This is a genomic window from Cupriavidus phytohabitans (genome assembly GCF_000426345.1).
Lineage (GTDB): Bacteria > Pseudomonadota > Gammaproteobacteria > Burkholderiales > Burkholderiaceae > Cupriavidus.
The window spans coordinates 1-17773 of sequence record NZ_AUFE01000011.1; the positions used below are offsets into that span (position 1 = coordinate 1).

The 17773-nt window shown below is 56.4% G+C and carries 11 protein-coding genes and 1 pseudogene; 5 read left to right on the top strand and 7 right to left on the bottom strand.

Going from position 1 to position 17773, the window contains the following annotated elements; translation table 11 throughout:
* From K309_RS36355 to K309_RS0110740, 4 genes are all read left to right on the top strand, one after another.
* The coding region (locus K309_RS36355; RefSeq protein ID WP_035877218.1) for a transposase at positions 1–284 on the top strand (284 nt) is incomplete at its 5' end.
* Between the two features lie 59 nt (positions 285–343).
* Positions 344–2047: a glyoxalase superfamily protein gene (locus tag K309_RS0110730; RefSeq protein ID WP_029046408.1), complete on the top strand. Its 1704-nt coding sequence runs from the start codon at positions 344–346 to the stop codon at positions 2045–2047.
* A gap of 412 nt (positions 2048–2459) precedes the next feature.
* Positions 2460–6590 carry a hypothetical protein gene (locus K309_RS0110735; protein WP_029046409.1) on the top strand — a complete coding sequence of 1377 codons (4131 nt, stop codon included), beginning with the start codon at positions 2460–2462 and terminating at the stop codon, positions 6588–6590.
* A gap of 299 nt (positions 6591–6889) precedes the next feature.
* The gene (locus K309_RS0110740) at positions 6890–8809 is read left to right on the top strand and encodes a hypothetical protein (RefSeq protein WP_029046410.1); all 1920 of its coding nucleotides are present in this window, start codon (positions 6890–6892) and stop codon (positions 8807–8809) included.
* 585 nt (positions 8810–9394) lie between these two features.
* Here K309_RS0110740 and K309_RS0110745 read toward each other — a convergent pair.
* The 7 genes and pseudogenes from K309_RS0110745 to K309_RS43935 all read right to left on the bottom strand — a co-directional run bounded on the left by K309_RS0110745 (position 9395) and on the right by K309_RS43935 (position 16970).
* Complete coding sequence (locus K309_RS0110745) at positions 9395–9907, bottom strand: HAD domain-containing protein (protein ID WP_029046411.1); 513 nt, start codon at positions 9905–9907, stop codon at positions 9395–9397.
* A 133-nt stretch (positions 9908–10040) separates the two neighbouring features.
* A complete protein-coding gene (locus K309_RS42895; protein ID WP_232232359.1) occupies positions 10041–11066 on the bottom strand; it encodes a helix-turn-helix domain-containing protein in 1026 nt (341 codons plus the stop codon).
* Between the two features lie 438 nt (positions 11067–11504).
* A pseudogene (locus K309_RS43930) lies at positions 11505–11861 on the bottom strand (TniQ family protein); the annotation flags it as partial.
* A 991-nt stretch (positions 11862–12852) separates the two neighbouring features.
* The gene (locus K309_RS39185; protein ID WP_051320412.1) at positions 12853–13632 is read right to left on the bottom strand and encodes a TniB family NTP-binding protein; all 780 of its coding nucleotides are present in this window, start codon (positions 13630–13632) and stop codon (positions 12853–12855) included.
* Positions 13633–13643: 11 nt separating this feature from the next.
* Entirely contained in the window at positions 13644–15620 is a 1977-nt protein-coding gene (locus K309_RS36365; RefSeq protein ID WP_198030804.1) for a TnsB C-terminal domain-containing protein, read from the bottom strand.
* Positions 15583–16170, bottom strand: coding sequence for a TnsA endonuclease N-terminal domain-containing protein (locus K309_RS41650; RefSeq protein ID WP_051320414.1), 588 nt, complete (start codon positions 16168–16170; stop codon positions 15583–15585). The genes K309_RS36365 and K309_RS41650 overlap by 38 nt, the downstream gene beginning before the upstream one ends.
* 389 nt (positions 16171–16559) lie before the next feature.
* Complete coding sequence (locus tag K309_RS43935) at positions 16560–16970, bottom strand: helix-turn-helix domain-containing protein (RefSeq protein ID WP_035877220.1); 411 nt, start codon at positions 16968–16970, stop codon at positions 16560–16562.
* A 567-nt stretch (positions 16971–17537) separates the two neighbouring features.
* On the opposite strand from K309_RS43935, the gene mads1 reads away from it, so the two are divergent.
* Positions 17538–17738 carry a methylation-associated defense system helix-turn-helix domain-containing protein MAD1 gene (mads1, locus tag K309_RS0110770; protein WP_029046414.1) on the top strand — a complete coding sequence of 67 codons (201 nt, stop codon included), beginning with the start codon at positions 17538–17540 and terminating at the stop codon, positions 17736–17738.
* Positions 17739–17773: the final 35 nt, after the last annotated feature.

The window sequence follows — 17773 nt, forward strand, 5'->3', positions numbered from 1 at the left end:
TGACGTTCTACGACTTCCCGGCCGAGCACTGGCAGCACATCCGCACGACGAACGCGATTGAGTCGACCTTCGCGACTGTGCGTCACCGCACGACGCGCACGCGCAACTGTGTGTCACGAGCGACCTTCCTTGGCCTGGCCTTCAAGCTGATCGAGGAAGCCGAGAAAACCTGGCGCCGCATCAACGGTGCCGAACACATCGAACTGCTCTTGAAGGGCATTCCCTTCAAGGACGGTGCCCCGGCGCAAGACAATCCGCCGGATCAGCAGAAACTCGCCGCCTGAGAACCGGCCACGATCAACCTTCGTACACCAGATTTGACTTTATCTCGTCGGCGCCTGACGTGGGCGCCTCGCCAAAATCCGCCGAGATTCAAGCCGCAGCACTGTGGGCTTACTTCAACACCAGGCTGCCACGCTTCTCCCCACAGGCCGCCGTCGATATTGTCGCTCGGTTGCCTCCAAAACTCGGCGACAACCCCAAAATACTAGCCAAGCGCCTGCGAGAGGCAATGGCCGCACACGGCGTTAGGATCAAGCACGCCGCCGCACTCGAAGCCGCATCGCGGCTTTGCGGTTACGACAACTGGCACACTGCCAATCGCACTCTTAACGCTCCTCGGCTTAAACTCATGCCAATTTCTGTTACGGGGAGCATGGCGGACATGTTCACGACGCCGGAGAAGCAGTTCGAGAGTTGGCACGACCTCATTGAGCCTATGTGTCGATACTGCGACGCCAGATTGCAAGCCATATCGACGAAGATCCTGCAAGTGCATTTCGCTTTAACGTACGCCATGATCGGGACTCCGGCGCGCCGGGAGGGCGAGCACGGCGGTGTGATCCAGCTGGAGCCGCTCCTCGGTATCAGCCCGATAGCCGGGGAAGATGACTGGCTAGATGGAGCCGCATCGGCTTTTGAAGCCCTCCGGAGACATTTGGAAGAACAAGGCGTAGCGGTGCTGGACGGCATTTCCGCTTTGCAATTGCTGCACAAGTACGACGACCGTGAATCGCTCAGCTATGGGTTCCCCGGCGTTCGCGTTGCTGATGTCTGCAACTCGGAGCTGGTGCTTATGCGGGAGGACAACGACCTCGCCCCCAACTCCGGATATGAGATTGCCCGAGGCGATGAAATGACCTGCTGGGCACAGCTCGAACTGGCGATGAAGGATCACTCAAACAAGGAAGTGAGGCTGGATGGCGACGCTTGGCGTATTGGGAATGGCCGGTATGTGTGGGACCTGGTCACGCTTCATCCAGGCGACTATTACCCTAGGTTGACCAACAGGCGGCTCAACAAGGAGGATTCTGGGCGGCTGTTTCGCCGTTACCAGCTGGCGAATCGCACTCTGTCTGGCCAAGTGAAGTATCACGAGGTCAACAAGACGTTGGCTTACCTCACCAGCCCTATGGAGACATACCGAGTGGACCTGCACAGGGTGCTCCTAGCGTTGGCGAAGGTTGGACACACCTGGGAATCGATCTGCAACCTGCTCGAGGCAGAGCAGGAGCTAGTTCCAGAGCTTCCGATGGGCATCGTCATTTCACTCGTGGAACAACTCAAAATGAAAAATCCAAACGACATCTTCGCGCGCCCCAGTCGTGCCGAGATGGTTCGGATTGATGATGACACCATTCTCCGCGCGTTGCTCCCGCGCGTGGACACAATTCGCTTCCAATTGGGTGCCTTCGTGCCTGAGCATGCCAAACCGACAATTAGGGAGGCCGTCGAGGACTTGGCCGACTCGCTTCGTGTTCGCAACTTGACTGCGAGCGGCACTCTATTTAGTCATATCAGCTCCGACGACCAACTACCGCAACTTGTCTATGGGCAAGACGGAGAAGAGCTCCGCCTCAAACTGGAAGAGCTGGGGCTCATCCTCTACGCGAGCGTATTGCCGCATCTCTTTCCAATGGAAGGAATGAGCGAGAGGCTGCCAGCGATGGAGAATGTTGCGCCATATGCATTTGGCAACTCCCTGTACCTGCTCATTGAGGCGCTCGACGATGGAAAGGCCGGCAGCGCGGACCGGTCCCCCCTTTGATCAAATGAACTCCCACCCCACTTAAGTGGGTGGATTGACAGGGATGTAGCTGGCTTCGTAATATGGCAGCGCGGTTCGTAGCCGAACCGTAGGCAAGTTGGCGCCTGTCAGTGCACGCTAGCTCGGAGCCGATCCGAGGACCGGCAAAGCCAGTTGGTAATTACTAGAGATCCCGGCTAGGTGAACTCCTGGAAAGCCGGACAACGCGTGCCGTCCGTAAGTGCTTTCCGCTATGGAGCTCACTTATGACAGTCCCAGTCTCTGGCGCTGCGATCTCTCCCTACGTGCCCGCATTTGGTCAGGCTGCCGCATGGGCCTACAACCAGCATCAATTCCCTCGATCAACCACCGGCAACGCATCAGTCGCCGTCGCGGTATCCCTCCCTGACATCAATTTCGAGGGGCAAGCGCGATGAGCACCGCTCGCAAACCTCGCACTGCCAGCGACATCTTTAAGAAGGGCTTCCTAGAACCATATCTTCGCGCCGGAGATAAGCCGTTCATCAAGCTTCTGAACTGGTACACCGGATTTGGCAAGACCTACACCGCTGCAGTCTTCGCCATTGACCTTTTTATCAACTGCGACGTTATTCCGGTCTTCATCGCCCCCCTGCAATCCATCGTCTCCGGTTTTGCAAACGATGTTCGATGGCATAACGATAGCCGAGAGTATGCCGACCAGATCGAGCAAGCAATCAAGGCTCGTGGCGCCACAGTCCCGGTGCACCGGCTCTATTCGGTGGACTACCATCTCAATGACCGTACGTTCTTCTCTGCTGCGTTTGCCCTAGTCGACTGGCTTAGCGCCAACCCGCGCGTATCCGCGCAAATGGAGCGGTCTGATAAGCAGGCCGACACGCGCAAGGGCTACGCCGCGCGGGTGGCGGAACTCCGCAGCAAGTGCGGCATGTGCCACGCCTCTCAATTCCTCTCAATGTCGCCCGCGGACGATACCTACGAGGACACGAAAGCTGCGTATCTCAAAGCGGCGCGTCGAGCTCGATCGATTGCCGACAGCTTTACAAGACGTCTTATCGTTTTGGACGTCAGTACTCGGCATGCGGAGGACCCTATGGAGCGGTATATGGCCGTGCCTCAGGTAGCCGAGATGGTTCGGCGTCTATATTCCTTGCAGTCCTTCCTAGACAATCCTGGCATCATCGTCAGCACAGCCTCCAAGGCACAGGTCGCCCAAGAGGTGTACGGATTTGACGAAGCAAAGGGGAAGTATGGCTGGTGGAAGTTCGAGAATCTGCCGTTGTTCCTAGAAGAACTTAACCGTGACGAGAGCATCCTGGGCCGGATAGTGTCTCGCCGGCCCGACTCGGCCCGGGTGGTGACCTTCGTCGACGAGGAAGAGGATTCCTACTGGTATCTCTTTGACCAACGCAAGTCCACCGTCAACTCCGAAGGCCGCAACGACCTCAACATTGTTATCACTGAATTCTTCACCTACTTCGACCTGAAGTGGCCCCTGGCTTTCGAGGGCCACGGCGGCCCCGAGAGACTGGGGCTTGCAGGAAAAGTATACGATCACCTGGAACACTTCGCGCAGGTGGCGGAGGCCGTCAACCGAGAGTTTGAGGCCGAGAAGCTGAAAATGCGCGCGAAGTACATTCCCGAAGGCCGTCGCGTCGAGATCTTCCGAAATGAGTTGCTCGCGAAATTCCCGGGGACGGCTGACCGCCTCGACGACGACGAACTTCTGGAAGTACTCCAGCAATTGCACGACAAGAACGACGTGCAAAGCCAGTTCACGCGGTTCAGGCAAAAAGCGAGGGTGCTGGCGCAGCTCCGAGAGTACGTCCGGAAGATTCGCGGGTCCGGCCGTTCGGAGTACACGGCGTTCCGGGAACTTCGCGACCTGGTGTTCGACAAGAAGTTTTTCACCATGAGTCGATCCACCTACGGGGAAGTGCTGGACCAGCCCGGCCAGACGTTCTTTAATGAGTCCGCCAGTGTGATGGACACCGAGTTCCTCCAACAGGTCGAACTCAAGCGCGACACAGGCCACCAGACGGTCCGGCTGCACTACCACGAGGGCGAAATCCCGGAAGACGCCTACACCTTGCTGAATTATCTGGAGCTGGTGCTATTCGTCGCACGCGTCCTTGCCGTACGAGATGGCGAGGACGCCGTGGAGTTCGCGAAGGCCGACATCGAACGGTATCCGAATCTCTATAAATTTCGCAACGACGTGCGCCGGCTGTTCAAGGACCCTGTGACAACGGAAGGGCTAGCCCAGGAAACGAGCAGCGATGAACTCCTGACCGAAGCATTCTTCTTTAACTATACGAAGAGCGTCGTCACCTTGGAAGAAAGCTGGCGCCAAGCCGAGGAATACAACCTCCCTGCAGACGTTAGCTTGACCCTGACTATCACGACACTGCGGGCGACGCCAGAAGAGGACGTCGTGCATGCCCTCGGCCGCACGAACGGCATTTACCTCATGAGCGCAACGGGAGGCCTGTCGACCGCCTCCACCGGTGCTTTCAACACGCATCAATTGCGCCGTGCACTCGAGACTAAGAACGGCGTCTTCGGCGAGATGGCCGAGGAGGAGCTCGATATTGTGTCTGAAGCTGCTCGACAGCTTCTCGAGAAACGCGAGCGGCACGTCACCATCCTTAATGACAACGATCCTGCGGCTCGCTTCGGCGTCTCGCCGGGCTACAACGGGCTATTAGCGCAGTTTAAGGAAGCAATCCCAAAGAAGGATGAATCGGGATACACACTTCTCAACCGCCACAAGCACAACGAAATTGAGGGCCTTGTCGCCAGTCTCGACCGCCTGCTATCGAGTAATATGCGCTCCGGCCTGGTCCTCTGCCAAACGGTTACGCGCATTCAAAAATGCTTGATCCGTTTGGCCAATACCGAGGATGGTTGGGTCAAGCAGAAAGACCCGACCGGCAACCACTTCGTCATCAAGGCGCGGATGCTACCGGCATACCGCAAGAGCGGCAGCAGCGAAGATGTAACGCTTATCTTGTACAACGGACCACGATTCCGCAAACGTGATGCGTCCAAGACGGGTGCTGCGCAAGAAGCGGATGACGCTGGCCAATTTAACCAGGAGCTGATCGATGCTCTGGATATCTCCAGCAAGAAGGTACTCCTTTGGACCGCTTACGCCTCGGCGTCCCGTGGCATCAACTTTGTTACCACGCGCAATGGTGTCGAGCAGGACTTCGAGCTGTTTTGCCTGCTCAACGACCCATACTACACCCGACACACGCGCCCGGGCAGCCGCGGTTTTTCGATGGAGATGTTCCAAAGTTTCGCCCAAGTAATCCGCGACGAGAATGACGAGTGGGCGATGATGTCTCGCGGGGACCTGTTGTATCAGTATTCGCGCAATCGTTGGAAGCGGCTGCGCAAGGAACATGTTATCGACATAACACGCACTGTTTTTCAGGCGCTGGGTCGCGGCGAACGCAGGCCGCACGAGGCGATGCCTCGACAGCTCGTCTTCTTGAGCTCTGAGGCTGCTCGGATGGTCCACCTCGGCTTGCGTCACGCCGACGAATTGCGCCGGCGGGCTTCCCCAGCTCAACGCTCAGTCCTGGCAGCGCTGGAGTGCTATAACATGGAGTCCGCAGTCTTCTCGACTTCAGAGGAGCGCAAGGCCAACTCGGTAAATAGCCTTAAGCTCGCCATTGCATTCCGGAACTTCACCAGCGAAACGCCAAAGCGATTCCGCTCGGATTCGGACGCGCGAGCCACCTGGACGACCCTCTTCGACACGCTGATGTTCAAGGATCCGGTCAAGTACCTGGCCAAACTTGAAGCGGCTGGAGTGCCGCCCGAATTCCGCAATGGGTGCTATCTGGAAGTACCGGTGACTGCCGAGCCGTACACCAAGGAAGTTGCTATCGCAGGCATGACGGAAATGGTCATCACCGATGCCGTCGACGGGACAGACACCTATGATTGGATTGGCACCCTTGCACCGGACGGCCTGTTAGCTCATTTGTCACCGAACACACGGTCGCTTTTGCGAGCCTGGGGTGGATTCGAGGTAAACACGCCTAACGGCAAGCGCAAGCTGCTTCCACAGCCTTGGTTCGTTACCGAAGTCATGAAGGGCTATATTGCTGAGCTTGAGTTCGAAGCATATGTAGGCGACCAGTTCGGCCTCTCCACTGAGCAACTAGCGCTGGGGGATGGGCAGCTACAGTACCTGGCGCTAGCATCTCATCCCCTCTATAGCGAGTTGTACCAGCTATACGACTACTTCCTTGAGGTAGGTGACGACACAATAGTAGCCGTCGACATGAAGAACTGGGCTCGCAGTACTGACCGACTGAAGAAGGTGGAGTTGCAGCAGGAGGCTGTGGACAAACACGAGCGGTTGCGCGTGCTGCTGCCAGACAAAACGGTGCATGCGATCTACATCAACCTCTATGGTGCGCACAAGCATACGGTGGAGCATCCATCCCGAGGAAGTATCCGTTTCATGTCGCTCTTCGTGCCAAACACCAGTGGCATTGAGACGTGGATCGCCAATCAGAACCTCGCCAGCGTACTTCTCGGACAATAGGGTCGGATTCACAGATGCCTATACGACAACTTGACGATAGGGCCGCTGTTGCGCGGCTCAATTCCATCCGTTTTCAAGTCCCAGTGATGGAAGCAGCTCGGCGATTAGCTAGCTGGCAAGCAAAGGCTGGAGGGCTCTTGGTCCCAATACCTGTGCCTTTACCTCGCACACCGGTATCGGATGGTGAGGCCGAGGGAGGCGGTACAACGTACTTCAAGGATCGTGCGAAACAAGTCCGAATGCTGATTGCCGCAGCACTAGGGTTGGACAGTAGAGCCGCTAGCAAACTCACATTCACCATGAGCTCCAAGGACGCATGGTACCTTGGGCCTCGGCCAAACCTGGACCACGCAGCAATGTTGGCGGCAGTCTCAGCAGCGCCTGCCAAGTTCATCGAACTGATGCTACACCGGGAGCTCATTGAAGCCGCTGCCTTCGACCCTGAGCACATATTCGTAACCGGTGGCTTCGGGCCAAACGTCTACCTCGGCAGCGCCAGCCAGGTCGTCAAAAAGCGCCTGCAACTTGCTCAGGCCAGTTTCAGCATCAAGCCCAAACACGATCTCCTACTGTGCGACGTAACGTCGAAGGTCTTTGCTCGCAAAACCAAGACTGGCTCCGCTTCACCTCCTGCCGCCACGCTCGCGCTCGACGCTGGGCACGGGTTCATGCTCGGAGTGACACGTCTGGTTCCGGACGACTTCTTTGAGGTAGATGCTCGGCGCTATCCAATGGTTGGGGTTAGCCTAGACACAGTGAAGCTTCGCCAGAGCCGTCTCTACTATTTGAACGTTGTGACAGAGTTTGCGCTGGGGCTTTTTGAGAAAGCCGGCGTGCCCGTGGCGCGGGATACGTTTATCGCAACCCACTGCGTCGAGGATGGCTACATTCCGCTGGAACCACTAGCAAACTTGCAGCGTCCGCTGGCCATCGTAAACGCCAGTGGCGAGCCGATGGACGATGAAGCACTTAAGCCGCTAGCTCGGTTCCCCGATTTCTTTCCGGATGGCTACCATGCCGCTGGCAATAAGAAGGTGCACTTTGAGGCTCCGATAGTGCATACCACCAATCAATGGCAGGGAGATCCGGATGAGCGCCTGAATTACCTGTTCCTCAACGGCGAAGGGGACGAAGAGTACGGAAGCGTCCGGGTCTCAAAGGCTGGCAAAGCCGCGCCAGACTGGAGCCACACCACCGTAAGTTCGGCGTATGCAGCCCTCTCTCTGGGAGATACGATGGCGGACCCCTACACACAATGCAAGTTCCGACACTTAATGGAGTGCGACACTGTCAAAGTATGCATGCAGGGCATGGACGTCTCGCCCGCCGCAATGGCATCGATGCTCCCTGGCAAAGGCAACGCTGAGGATCGTCAGCTACAGGAAGCGTTGAAGCGCTGCCTTGTAGAGCTTTCACTCAAGGAAAGCCTTCTGGGACACAAGCCAGTACCTACGCCGACCATGCCACCGGGGCTTCTGCCAGCATCCCTAACGCTTCTTGCGACCCGCCAGATTCGCATGCCAGGCCGACGGCCTCGCAAGCAGCTCATTTCGGCAGTGGATGTCACCCTTGATACCCGAGGATTTTCAGTGGAAAGGGTACGCCGCTCGCCTTGGTCGTCCGATGCGATGGCTGCCATCGACTTCGTGGCCGAGTTCCCTTTCCTACAGGCGGAGGGCAAAGATTGGATTCGCGATGGCCAGCTATGGATCCTGGACCACAAGAGCCGGGAGCGACTTACGGTTTGGGCCGGCAACTTCGTTCCTCGAATCATCTTGAACGACAGATACGCTAGCATTGAGGCAGCTCTTGCAGCGCAGGATGCCTTCCTTTCTTCACAACGTGCGGGAGGGGGCGGACGCTATTATTCGAAGGGCCGCGATTTCAACCTGTTGCCATACTACATGTCCATGCACCGCGTTGGCGAGCATGTTCGTGGGGAGCGAACAGGCACGCGCATCCCCGTTCAGGACTGTGGCTCGTTCTTGCGTGTCTTTGTCCCGCCGGAAGGGGGAGTCAATGGCTCTGGCGACGCTCTGTCGGGAATGCGGGACATTATGGTCTACCGTGGAGACGACACTCTGGTCGACGGCGGACTGCTCGAGACGCAACTGGCCCAAATCTATCTCCACACGATGACAAATGGAGTTCTAGTGGGTGGCGACAACTCCAAGATGAGCATCTTGGAAAAGCTTGCGCGGCTCGCGCTGGAGAACTGACACAGTGTCAGCTAGGCAGCCCCTTCCCTGGCAATTTCCGGCGATCTTTCTGCCAGCATAGCCTGGCTTGCCCCATTCTCGGTCAATCTGGTTAGGGCGATGTGGAAGGCGGGCCGGGTCCTACTAGGGATCCATGACACGAATGGATCAGTACGTCTCCAAATGCCCGGGCGGTTCATCGTCCCAACGTACTGTGTCATGTACATTTTCGTGAAACGACGACATCGTCTTTTTGATGGGAGCGATTAGGCCAATTGCCACTCCAGCCAGCTGCTCCGGACGAACAATATCGCGCTCCACGTCCGCGATGTGACCGCTGCGCGACGGCAACACTCTCGTGACCAAAGCGCTCAGCGAATGCGCGATAGATAAAATCGTAGTGCCAGGTAAATTCGTTGCCAGTGTCATCGTTGATGATCTCGAGTTCACCAACGCGCGTTGCCCGCTTCGGTTCCCCATCCGGAATGATCTCAATGGTTACCTTAACATATGTTCTCCAAAAATTCGCCTCGGGATTTAAGCAGAGGAATGAAACTCCGCAGATACACCACGCCCAGTCTTTTAAGTGCATTCCCTTCGATGCAGCTACTTGCTTGCTAAGTGGCGAAGCTTGCTCCGCAGCTCCTCCTGAGCACCCGGTGAGGACAGGCCCACCTCTCCGTCCGTTTGGACAAGCCGATCGCGCAGTCCGTCGTCCCAACCATCTGCGTCATCGTCCACTGCAAGCCAGCTTGCAGCCCTTGGGCCCGCTCGCGCAATATACCTTGCGATCTCTTCATATCGAGACATGGCGATAAACCAGCCTTCATCCAGGCGATGCGATACCTCGCTGTGGCGACGCATCGCCGAATGCCACGTCCCGCCAATCACTCGATAGCTTAGTTCAGGGGGCAGGTAATCGCGTGCACGGGCAAAGCCCAGCACACGGACCCAAGACGTTGAGAGCACGATGCGAAGATCGGCATACGGCTGAAGAATGTCCCTAAGAATTGGCGCCCACATGAAAAGCTCGCCATCCGCATGCAACTCGGGGCGCCCATTTACCAGGTAAGCCGCATCCGGGTGTAGCACGCCATCGTAGTCAAGAAACAGAATCATCGCCTCACACCATTCCCGTTAGCGCCTTCGTTCCGCTCATCACGACACGTGCGTTCGCAACATAGAAAGACGTCACCTGCCGCAATCGAAGCCTTGTTCTTTCTTTCATTTCGATTGAACAAACCTGTTTCCCCTATTTCGCGACTGAGGCACGCGCCACCACTTCCCGACGGAAGAAATATTGACGACAGTCACCTGATTGCGGCCCGACGATTGGGAGCAGCTGTTGCCCGATCAAGACTCCCAGCGCCGCTCTGTGCGACATACACCAGCACTTCGCGACTTCAACGAGCGAGCAGTACTTGGAATTGAAAGTCTGGATCGCTTGCTGCGTCACCAGCCTCTGTCGTCGTCCGCCGACTGTCACCATTCTGCTTGTCAAGAGTCCGGCATCCAGCAGTTGGTAGACCACCTCCGACTTGATCCCGAGCTCCTTTGCTGCGGCGGTAGCACTCATGCCAAGCCCTTCGCGTCGGTCGGCTTCATGGCGGATCAACTCGATATCGGTTCGTGCCACGCGAAGCGTCGCGAGGTTCCTGGCAGTTGATTGCCAGCCGTAGTGACAAATTTCACCTACCTGCACGCGACGAAGCAATTCTGAGCCCATACGATCATCAAGATGGAGATATCGAAGCGCATGTCCTACTGCGACCAGCTCAATCTGGGGCGGCACTGTCCGCAAAGCGGGCTGTGCCGACAACAGACGTAGCTCGGATCGATCTATGTGCCACTTCCCGCCAGAGTAGGTTCCTGCTAGGAGACCTGCTTCAAGTAGCGCCCGAACACGACGTCGCCCAAGCCCGAGGATTCTGGCGGCCGCACGTAAATCAACCAGCGCGTGGAGACGTCTTTTCACCGTGGCGACATCCACTCGTTTGCAGTACGTGAACGGTCGACCATGCGGACTGCGAAGCGTTACAGCCGGCAATTCTCCAGCTGATGTCAGCGCGCGTACACGGCCGAAGCTAAGCCCGAGTGCCGCCAACAAAGACTTTCCTGTGAGAATATCGTCCGTTTCCGTGTACCCTAGCCGCCGGTAGCGGCGATCGAAGCGGCCGCGCCAGACCTCCAGCGTGTACGCCCGAAGCTCATTTCGAAGGAAGTCGAACGCCGCGTCGGAAAGCGCCCTTGAATACAGGATCCTGTAAATCAATCCCATGGTTTGACAAACACTGGATGCCTCGAGATGCTCTTCAACGTTTCGCTGTAGGACACCCCGAAAGCGGACTGGCCAATCGTCCAAGAGGTTGGCGATGGCCCCGACGTATGATCTCGCCCTTGCCACGTCATATAAGCCAGGAACAGTGCCAGTCCTACTCTTAGGCCGCGCCTCGACAATTGGACCTAGCGCAAACAACAGCGTTGTTAGCTCATAGCCTCCCAACGTTGAAATTGATGATCCGCGCACGTCAGACGGCCTCTCATACGATGTATCGCTCGAAGGAAGTAGTCGAGCCGCAACCTCGCACGCCCAATCGGTCGCGGCTTCCGACGCCATGTCACCGAAGTTGCGTCCACACGTACATCTGCCGAATGGGCCAGAGAGCCACGTAAGCGGATTTAGACATTTGTCGCACCTATCTCGCAATCCCACCCTGTGCCTGGGACACGCCACAGAAAACGCTGTGCTCCAAGTAGCTTTGATGTATGCCTCGTCCTTGAAGCAGTGTGGGCAGATGCGTACTCGGGTAAGGACTGTGCCACGCCGAATACACTTGTCAGCCCCTCTCCAACGATCCTCGACCCATTTGGGCCAAGGAGGCATCAACTGTTGCAGTATCGTTTTCGTAGCTCCCAGCCTCTCAGCCAGCTCGGAAAGCGGTATTCGGCAGCCTTCCACGCTAAACAGGTCGGACGCTGAACGATGGCCGTTTGTGTATGCCACCCTTGCGAGATATCCTAGTCCGCTCTCGTCCAATTGCGGATGCGGGCGAATCAGAGGGGTGCAGGTCATAGGCCAGCCTCTTGTGCAACAGCCTCGCACCGATCAAGAGCTCTGGTGACCAGCACATCAGAAATGGACCTTGCCTCCTGAACACAGTACGCGCTAAGTGTGCCTCTCAGTATGGCGGCGAGCACTTCAGCAACCACCCCTTTATTTCGAGCTCGCGCATCGATCCTGGCTTGGAAGATGCGACTCCGTCGCCGGCCCGTAATAGCTTGCACGGATTTCCCTACCATATCGCTTAGAGCCGTCCACTCCACAGCGTCATCTGGTGTCAGCCTTCGACACCGATCGTATATGGCCCGATGGAGCTCTTCGCAGGATCTCAGGTTAACTAGTTTCAGCGGTCGTAGTCCGCTGCTACCTTGGCGTGCCCTTAGCTCTATACACCGCGGCTGAACCTTTGCGATTTGCATGAGATGAAACAGACCATTGACGCTTACGCCAAGGCCATCAGCAGCTTGCTCACATGGAATGTACCCACGAGCCCTTCTTGCCAATTCATTCGCCAAGTCATATTCCAACGCAATATGCCGGTTTGGCAGGTGAACGACGGGCAGTCCCAATGCGACTGCCGCTGCTTCGGTCCCATGAACTGTCCAGCCTAATTCTTGGGCTACCGCTTCGCCGCGTAGAAGTGTTCGACTCACATAGCTGTAAGTCCGAACACATGGGTTTATGTATAGCTCCCCGGTTCCAACAGAGCGACGAGGGGACACTCGACGCGCGTCGAAGAAGCATTCAATCTGAGTGGCTACTTCCGAGCAGTGTTTCCTGCTTATGAACTTGGCGAATCCCGAACGTCCTCCGAGGAGGTATCGTCGGTCGACAACCTGATACGCTCCGCTTCCGCGCCGTTGCAGCACCTGCGAAAGCAGCGTTTGGAACTGTGAAGGCCACGAAACGAGTGCTTGGCGCGCGGCTAGGTGCGCGTCGGGAAGTTTCATCGACTCCGTGAAAGTCTGTAGCCAAAATGCTAGTTCGGTGGCTTCCGGAACGCTTAGAGTTTGCATCCACGGCGCAAGAGTTTGCCAGTGACTGTAGACAGCCTTGCATAGTAGATTCGCTCAATCGTATTTATGTCATCTATGTCAATTTCGGACCGTATGCGAATAGCACTGAGGAGCGCCGCGACAACGCCGACGAAGGCAGCTGCCTGGACATCATCCTGATCAATCACCATCCTATCTAGACTCAGGGCGGCACTGAACCTCCGTCGAAGCTGATCGTTGGCATCGAGCAAGATCTCTGCTCGAGGAAGGCCTGCCATAATGAAAGGAATCGAGACGGCTTCTTCCAGATCTTTTATCCAATCCGCGACTTTGGCGATCGTCGGATACTGGCCGCGGTCGTGGACATGCTGCAACTCATCGATGATGATCATCTGAACACCACATTTTCCAATGAGCCCGGTTAGGCGATCAGTCTTTTCTTTAGGCTTGCCTTTGTAGGGAGCCGGATCGCCTAACTTCACCAACAGCTCCTCGGCAAGCGAAGACACCGTTGCCAGCGGTGGAACTCTGACGTAGAGCACCGGCACTACCGTCCGCTCAACCTCGTCAAAGCGAGGGTGTTCGCTACAGATGATTCGGCATAACGTAGACTTACCACAGCCGGACTGCCCGAGCACTAGGTGATTCTGAACAATGCCAGTCGCGCGAAATAGGGTCAAAGCAGTCTTGATGCCACCATATGCACTGTTGAACAGTGGGAACATAATGGTCTGTCGTTTAAACCCAATGAGTGCATCACGCTGTTCTGTTGTTAGATTCTCGAGCATGTCTATCTCCCTCAGTTCCAAGAGCGCTGAACAACGTCGAAGGTCGGAATGTCGACTATGGATTTAGATTTTTTTGACCAATTCTTTGCGACATCGACTTGCGTCACAGTCGTCTCGACGGAATTGGTGACTGGCGGAGTGCCTTTTGGTTTGTCAGTGCTAATCCCCATCGCTCTAGCAGCGCGCTTGCGGTCTCGTAAGCGTTTGCCCGTAAATTGCGCTCGAATCGCGGCGGCGAGATCAATCTTTGCCTGCATCAGAGCCTTGAGATCGGTCTCATCTTGACCCTTTTTGATCACGATATCCTGAAGCATCTTGTGCTGCATCAGTGTAAGTTCCGCGGCGTAATCCAGTTCCGTCGCGTGCGCCACTACTGGATCTTGCGAGTCTGGTGACCAAACGTGAATGCGCCCGAGATTTTCCGGATCGTATGTCACCCGAACTTTGACGCCTTCCCCATAGGCCCGCAGAATTGACTGCAATGCATCGCTGGCGTAGTAGAGGTTGTGCAGACGGATACCGTCATGGCGCAAGCTTCGAGTTGTCGAGATTCCGAGATCGTCGACAAGCTTACTCATGGAGTCGGGGAGGTAAGGTGGATTGCCTTTTGCCGATTCGCACCAACGAGCGAATGGCGTAGTCTTGATGCCTTTGTGATAAGTCTGGGCGTACACATCGAGGAGCCACTTTTCGAACACGTGCTGAAACTCCGACATCGTCATGACAGCATGTTTCAGCGGGTCGTAGTCGCCTCGATCGGTCCACTTTGCAAGACTGGTTCCGGGGAGCTTGTGGATAAAGCTGTAGTTCACTGTCTTCAGATATCGCTCGATAACTCCTTTGAAGCGAGGCTGGCGCGCCGGACAGAAGTGGAGTTGGATGTTCAGAAGAAAGCAGGCCAGCTCCACGGAAGACCCGTGGAACTCCAATCCATTGTCCGTGACGAGCTCATCCATCAATCCATAGCAAGGCCACTTATGATGGATCTTGAGTCCCGCCACGGCTTCCGCAACTTGCGTTTTCGGGAGAATCGCGTGTCGGAGAGCTCGGATGACGGCGTTCATCGATGTGCCGCCGAAGCTGAGATAGTAGCCAAGCGGCATCCGGCTGAAATGATCAATCAGCAGGGTAAGTGTCGGACGTCCGCAGGGGATATAGCTTTCGTCCTTGACCAGGAAGACGTCTAGGGGTGTGTGATCTATCTCCACGCGCTCGAGTACGCGTGTTGTTTTCACGCCGACTCTCGTGATCTTGAACCTTCGTCTTGCGGCGTCCTCCCCCTCCTTGAAGATCGCAACGTCATACTCTTCGACACGATCCAGAAGCCGATACAGTGTGCGCAGCTTCGGCATGTGGAGCTGCGCGTCTAGTGGACGGGAGCGATTTTCGCGGTCGAGGAGCATCTGCAGCTGCGCTTGTGCGTCTTGTACGGTCCACCCCTTCGAGACCGTAGAAACATCGACTAGCGCCTGCATGAACAGCTTCACCACTTCCGGATTAGTGAGCGGCGCTCTTGGGCCGCGCCTATCAAAGCGAGGCACTAGACAACGTAGATCGCCGGATTGAATGGCGTCACGGTGCCAGCGGTACACCGTCGCAACGCTGGGTGGCTTGGCGTCACCCAGCGTTTGGGCCACCTCGCGAATTCGCGGCTCCATCAGCTTCCTCGTCCAGCACAAGGGCCCGTGGGTGCGGATTCCGTCCAAGTATCGCTTGCTACGTAGTGCGAGAGCCTGCAGTTTTTGCGGCAGGTCAGCAAACGGCCTGCCATATCCTCCAGATGGTCGCGAGTTGGCGATATCAGCGTTCGGTCGGCAGATTCTGCCCTGGGTGTATGCCTCTAGAAGCCGCTCCACGGGCTGCGTGCTGTACGTCCCGCTTTTTGTATCCTCGAGGGATACCGACCCGTCCTCTTGAATACGCACAATACGGGTTGCAATGCCGTCAAGCTCAAAAACCGTGTTCTTGGTCAAGGAAAAACCAGTCATGGCGAATCTCCTTCGAGAATTGAATTCGAGTGGCGGACGTGCAGACTTCATTCAGATCGATTTGCGCATAGCCAGCGGTCAGCAGCGACACTGTCACGCTCCACCCAAGGACCGATACGACGTCACCGAACGTGCAGGAGTCAGAGGCGGTCATTCGTCGCATCGCTAGGCGAAGTGCGTGGTGTCCAGGCGGAAATGGCGGTAGATACTTACGCAGCGACTTCAGATTGCTGAGGCGTGGCTGCTGCCTGATGGCCGTGTCTGTCAGAATGACGAACTCCTCCCCCTCTCTCAAGAGATGAGCATGAATTCCAGTCAGCCTGGCGTGGACGTCATCTTTCTGCAGTTGCGCCTTCGGCTTGACCTCGATGAGGACAGAGCGCCCACCGCCATTCGCGAGAAGTACTTCGAAATCCGGCGTGTACCGCCCGGTCTCTGCTCCGTCGGCAAAGTAGATATGGCGCGGCTGCTCCCTGACAGCGGCTATGGCCGGCGAGAACTCGAGCAAGACCAACGCGTCGCGCTCAAGCAGGTGCTCATGGGCGACCATCCTGCCGTTCTTACGGCTGGGGAACTTCCCTCGAGGGATTGCTCCGGATCTAGATATGACGTTTCGCACCGGGCGATGGGGGCGCTCAGGTCTGAGCCGTGGGTGAGTGCGTGAAGACGACATGCAAGCTCCTCTCTAGGCATACGACACTCCCTCCAAACAACAAAAAGTAGTTCGGATTTGATGTCGTAGGCACGAAGGAGGGCGACGGCCTGACGAAAAATGGTCAAGCCGCGGGCCTCCGGTTACGGAAAAAGAGAAAAGGGGGGCTTGACGCTTGAGGTGGGATGGTAGAGACTCAACTCACATGCTCTAGCCAGCTGTGGATCTTTGTCTCTACAGGGATCCCGGACAAGCGCTGCAGGCCTCCGGTCTGTGGCGCTTTTTCGTTACATAGATCCTCCTTGTTCGCTTGCCAGAACTAGCGTTGATGCTTGCGTGCGCTGCAGGCGTAGCGCTGAAAGGACATTCATGAGAATGTCCAAGGCAGGCGCGCCGAGGCGCGGCAGTTCGTCAACTAGCGCCCTTACGAACTCATGCTCTGCTGGCGATAGTTCCTCAGGCAGCCTTAGCAATCGCTGCGACAACTCTGCAGCTCTGCCAAGAGCGTGCCGGCCTTCATCGTCAAGCCCTAGCGCTTCCGCCAGAGCGTTCAATATCTGCGGTCCATCCGGCCTATTTCTGCCGGTCTCAATGGCATTGATATAGGTCGCATTGACGCCCGCACGCCGTGCGAGCTCAGCCTGAGTGAGCTCACATTCGATTCGATGCCGTCGAATGAAGTCGCCTAGCGCGGTCATGATTAAGATGACTTTTTGGGATCTTTCATGGGATGACTATAGCTCACCACAGATCGCCACGAAAGCTTGGATCGGAAATTTTTTTCCCAATGCAATCAATGAGTTGACTCTAGAAATTTTCGCGATTTCGAAGAAATTAATGTTATTTTTTTATACGAAATAATCAATCGTCTAAATTCAGCCGGCTTTCGTCGGAAATCTGTGGAGTCAGTCCTTAGCAAGCTGAATTCCGGAAAAGAAAAGCTTCTCCGAATGCGAGAGAAAACCTCAAAAGTGCTACTTGCAGCGCATTTCAGCGTGCAGGCCGACGGGATCGAAGCGTGCAGAAAACCTCCGGCGGCGGGTCGCGGGGCTAGATCGAGGCCAGCTAACCGCCGTTACCAACACCATGATGTCCGAGTGAGCCGCTGATTGGACTTCGACAATCCCTCCATGACCTGACTATCAAAACCGCGGATCGCCAGCTGACGCCGCCGACACGCCGCTGGTTGAGGGCATCAGATTGTGGGAAAATTGGCAAGACTTGGCAGGCGAAGTCCACTAAAGGCCAAAGCTAAAGGCGACAGAATGACCGACACTGAAGGTGAAATCCTCACACTTGACGAAGTCGCCGCATACCTCAAGACCGGAAAACGGACGGTCTATCGGCTGGTGCAGAGAGGTGAAATTCCCGCGTTCAAGCTCGGAGGCACATGGCGCTTTCGCCGTTCGGAGCTGGACCTCTGGATTGCCGAGAGCATCAGCAAAAAGAATACGAAGGCAGAGTAAGTGCGCAACTACCTTGCCTGCTCTCACCAAAGGAA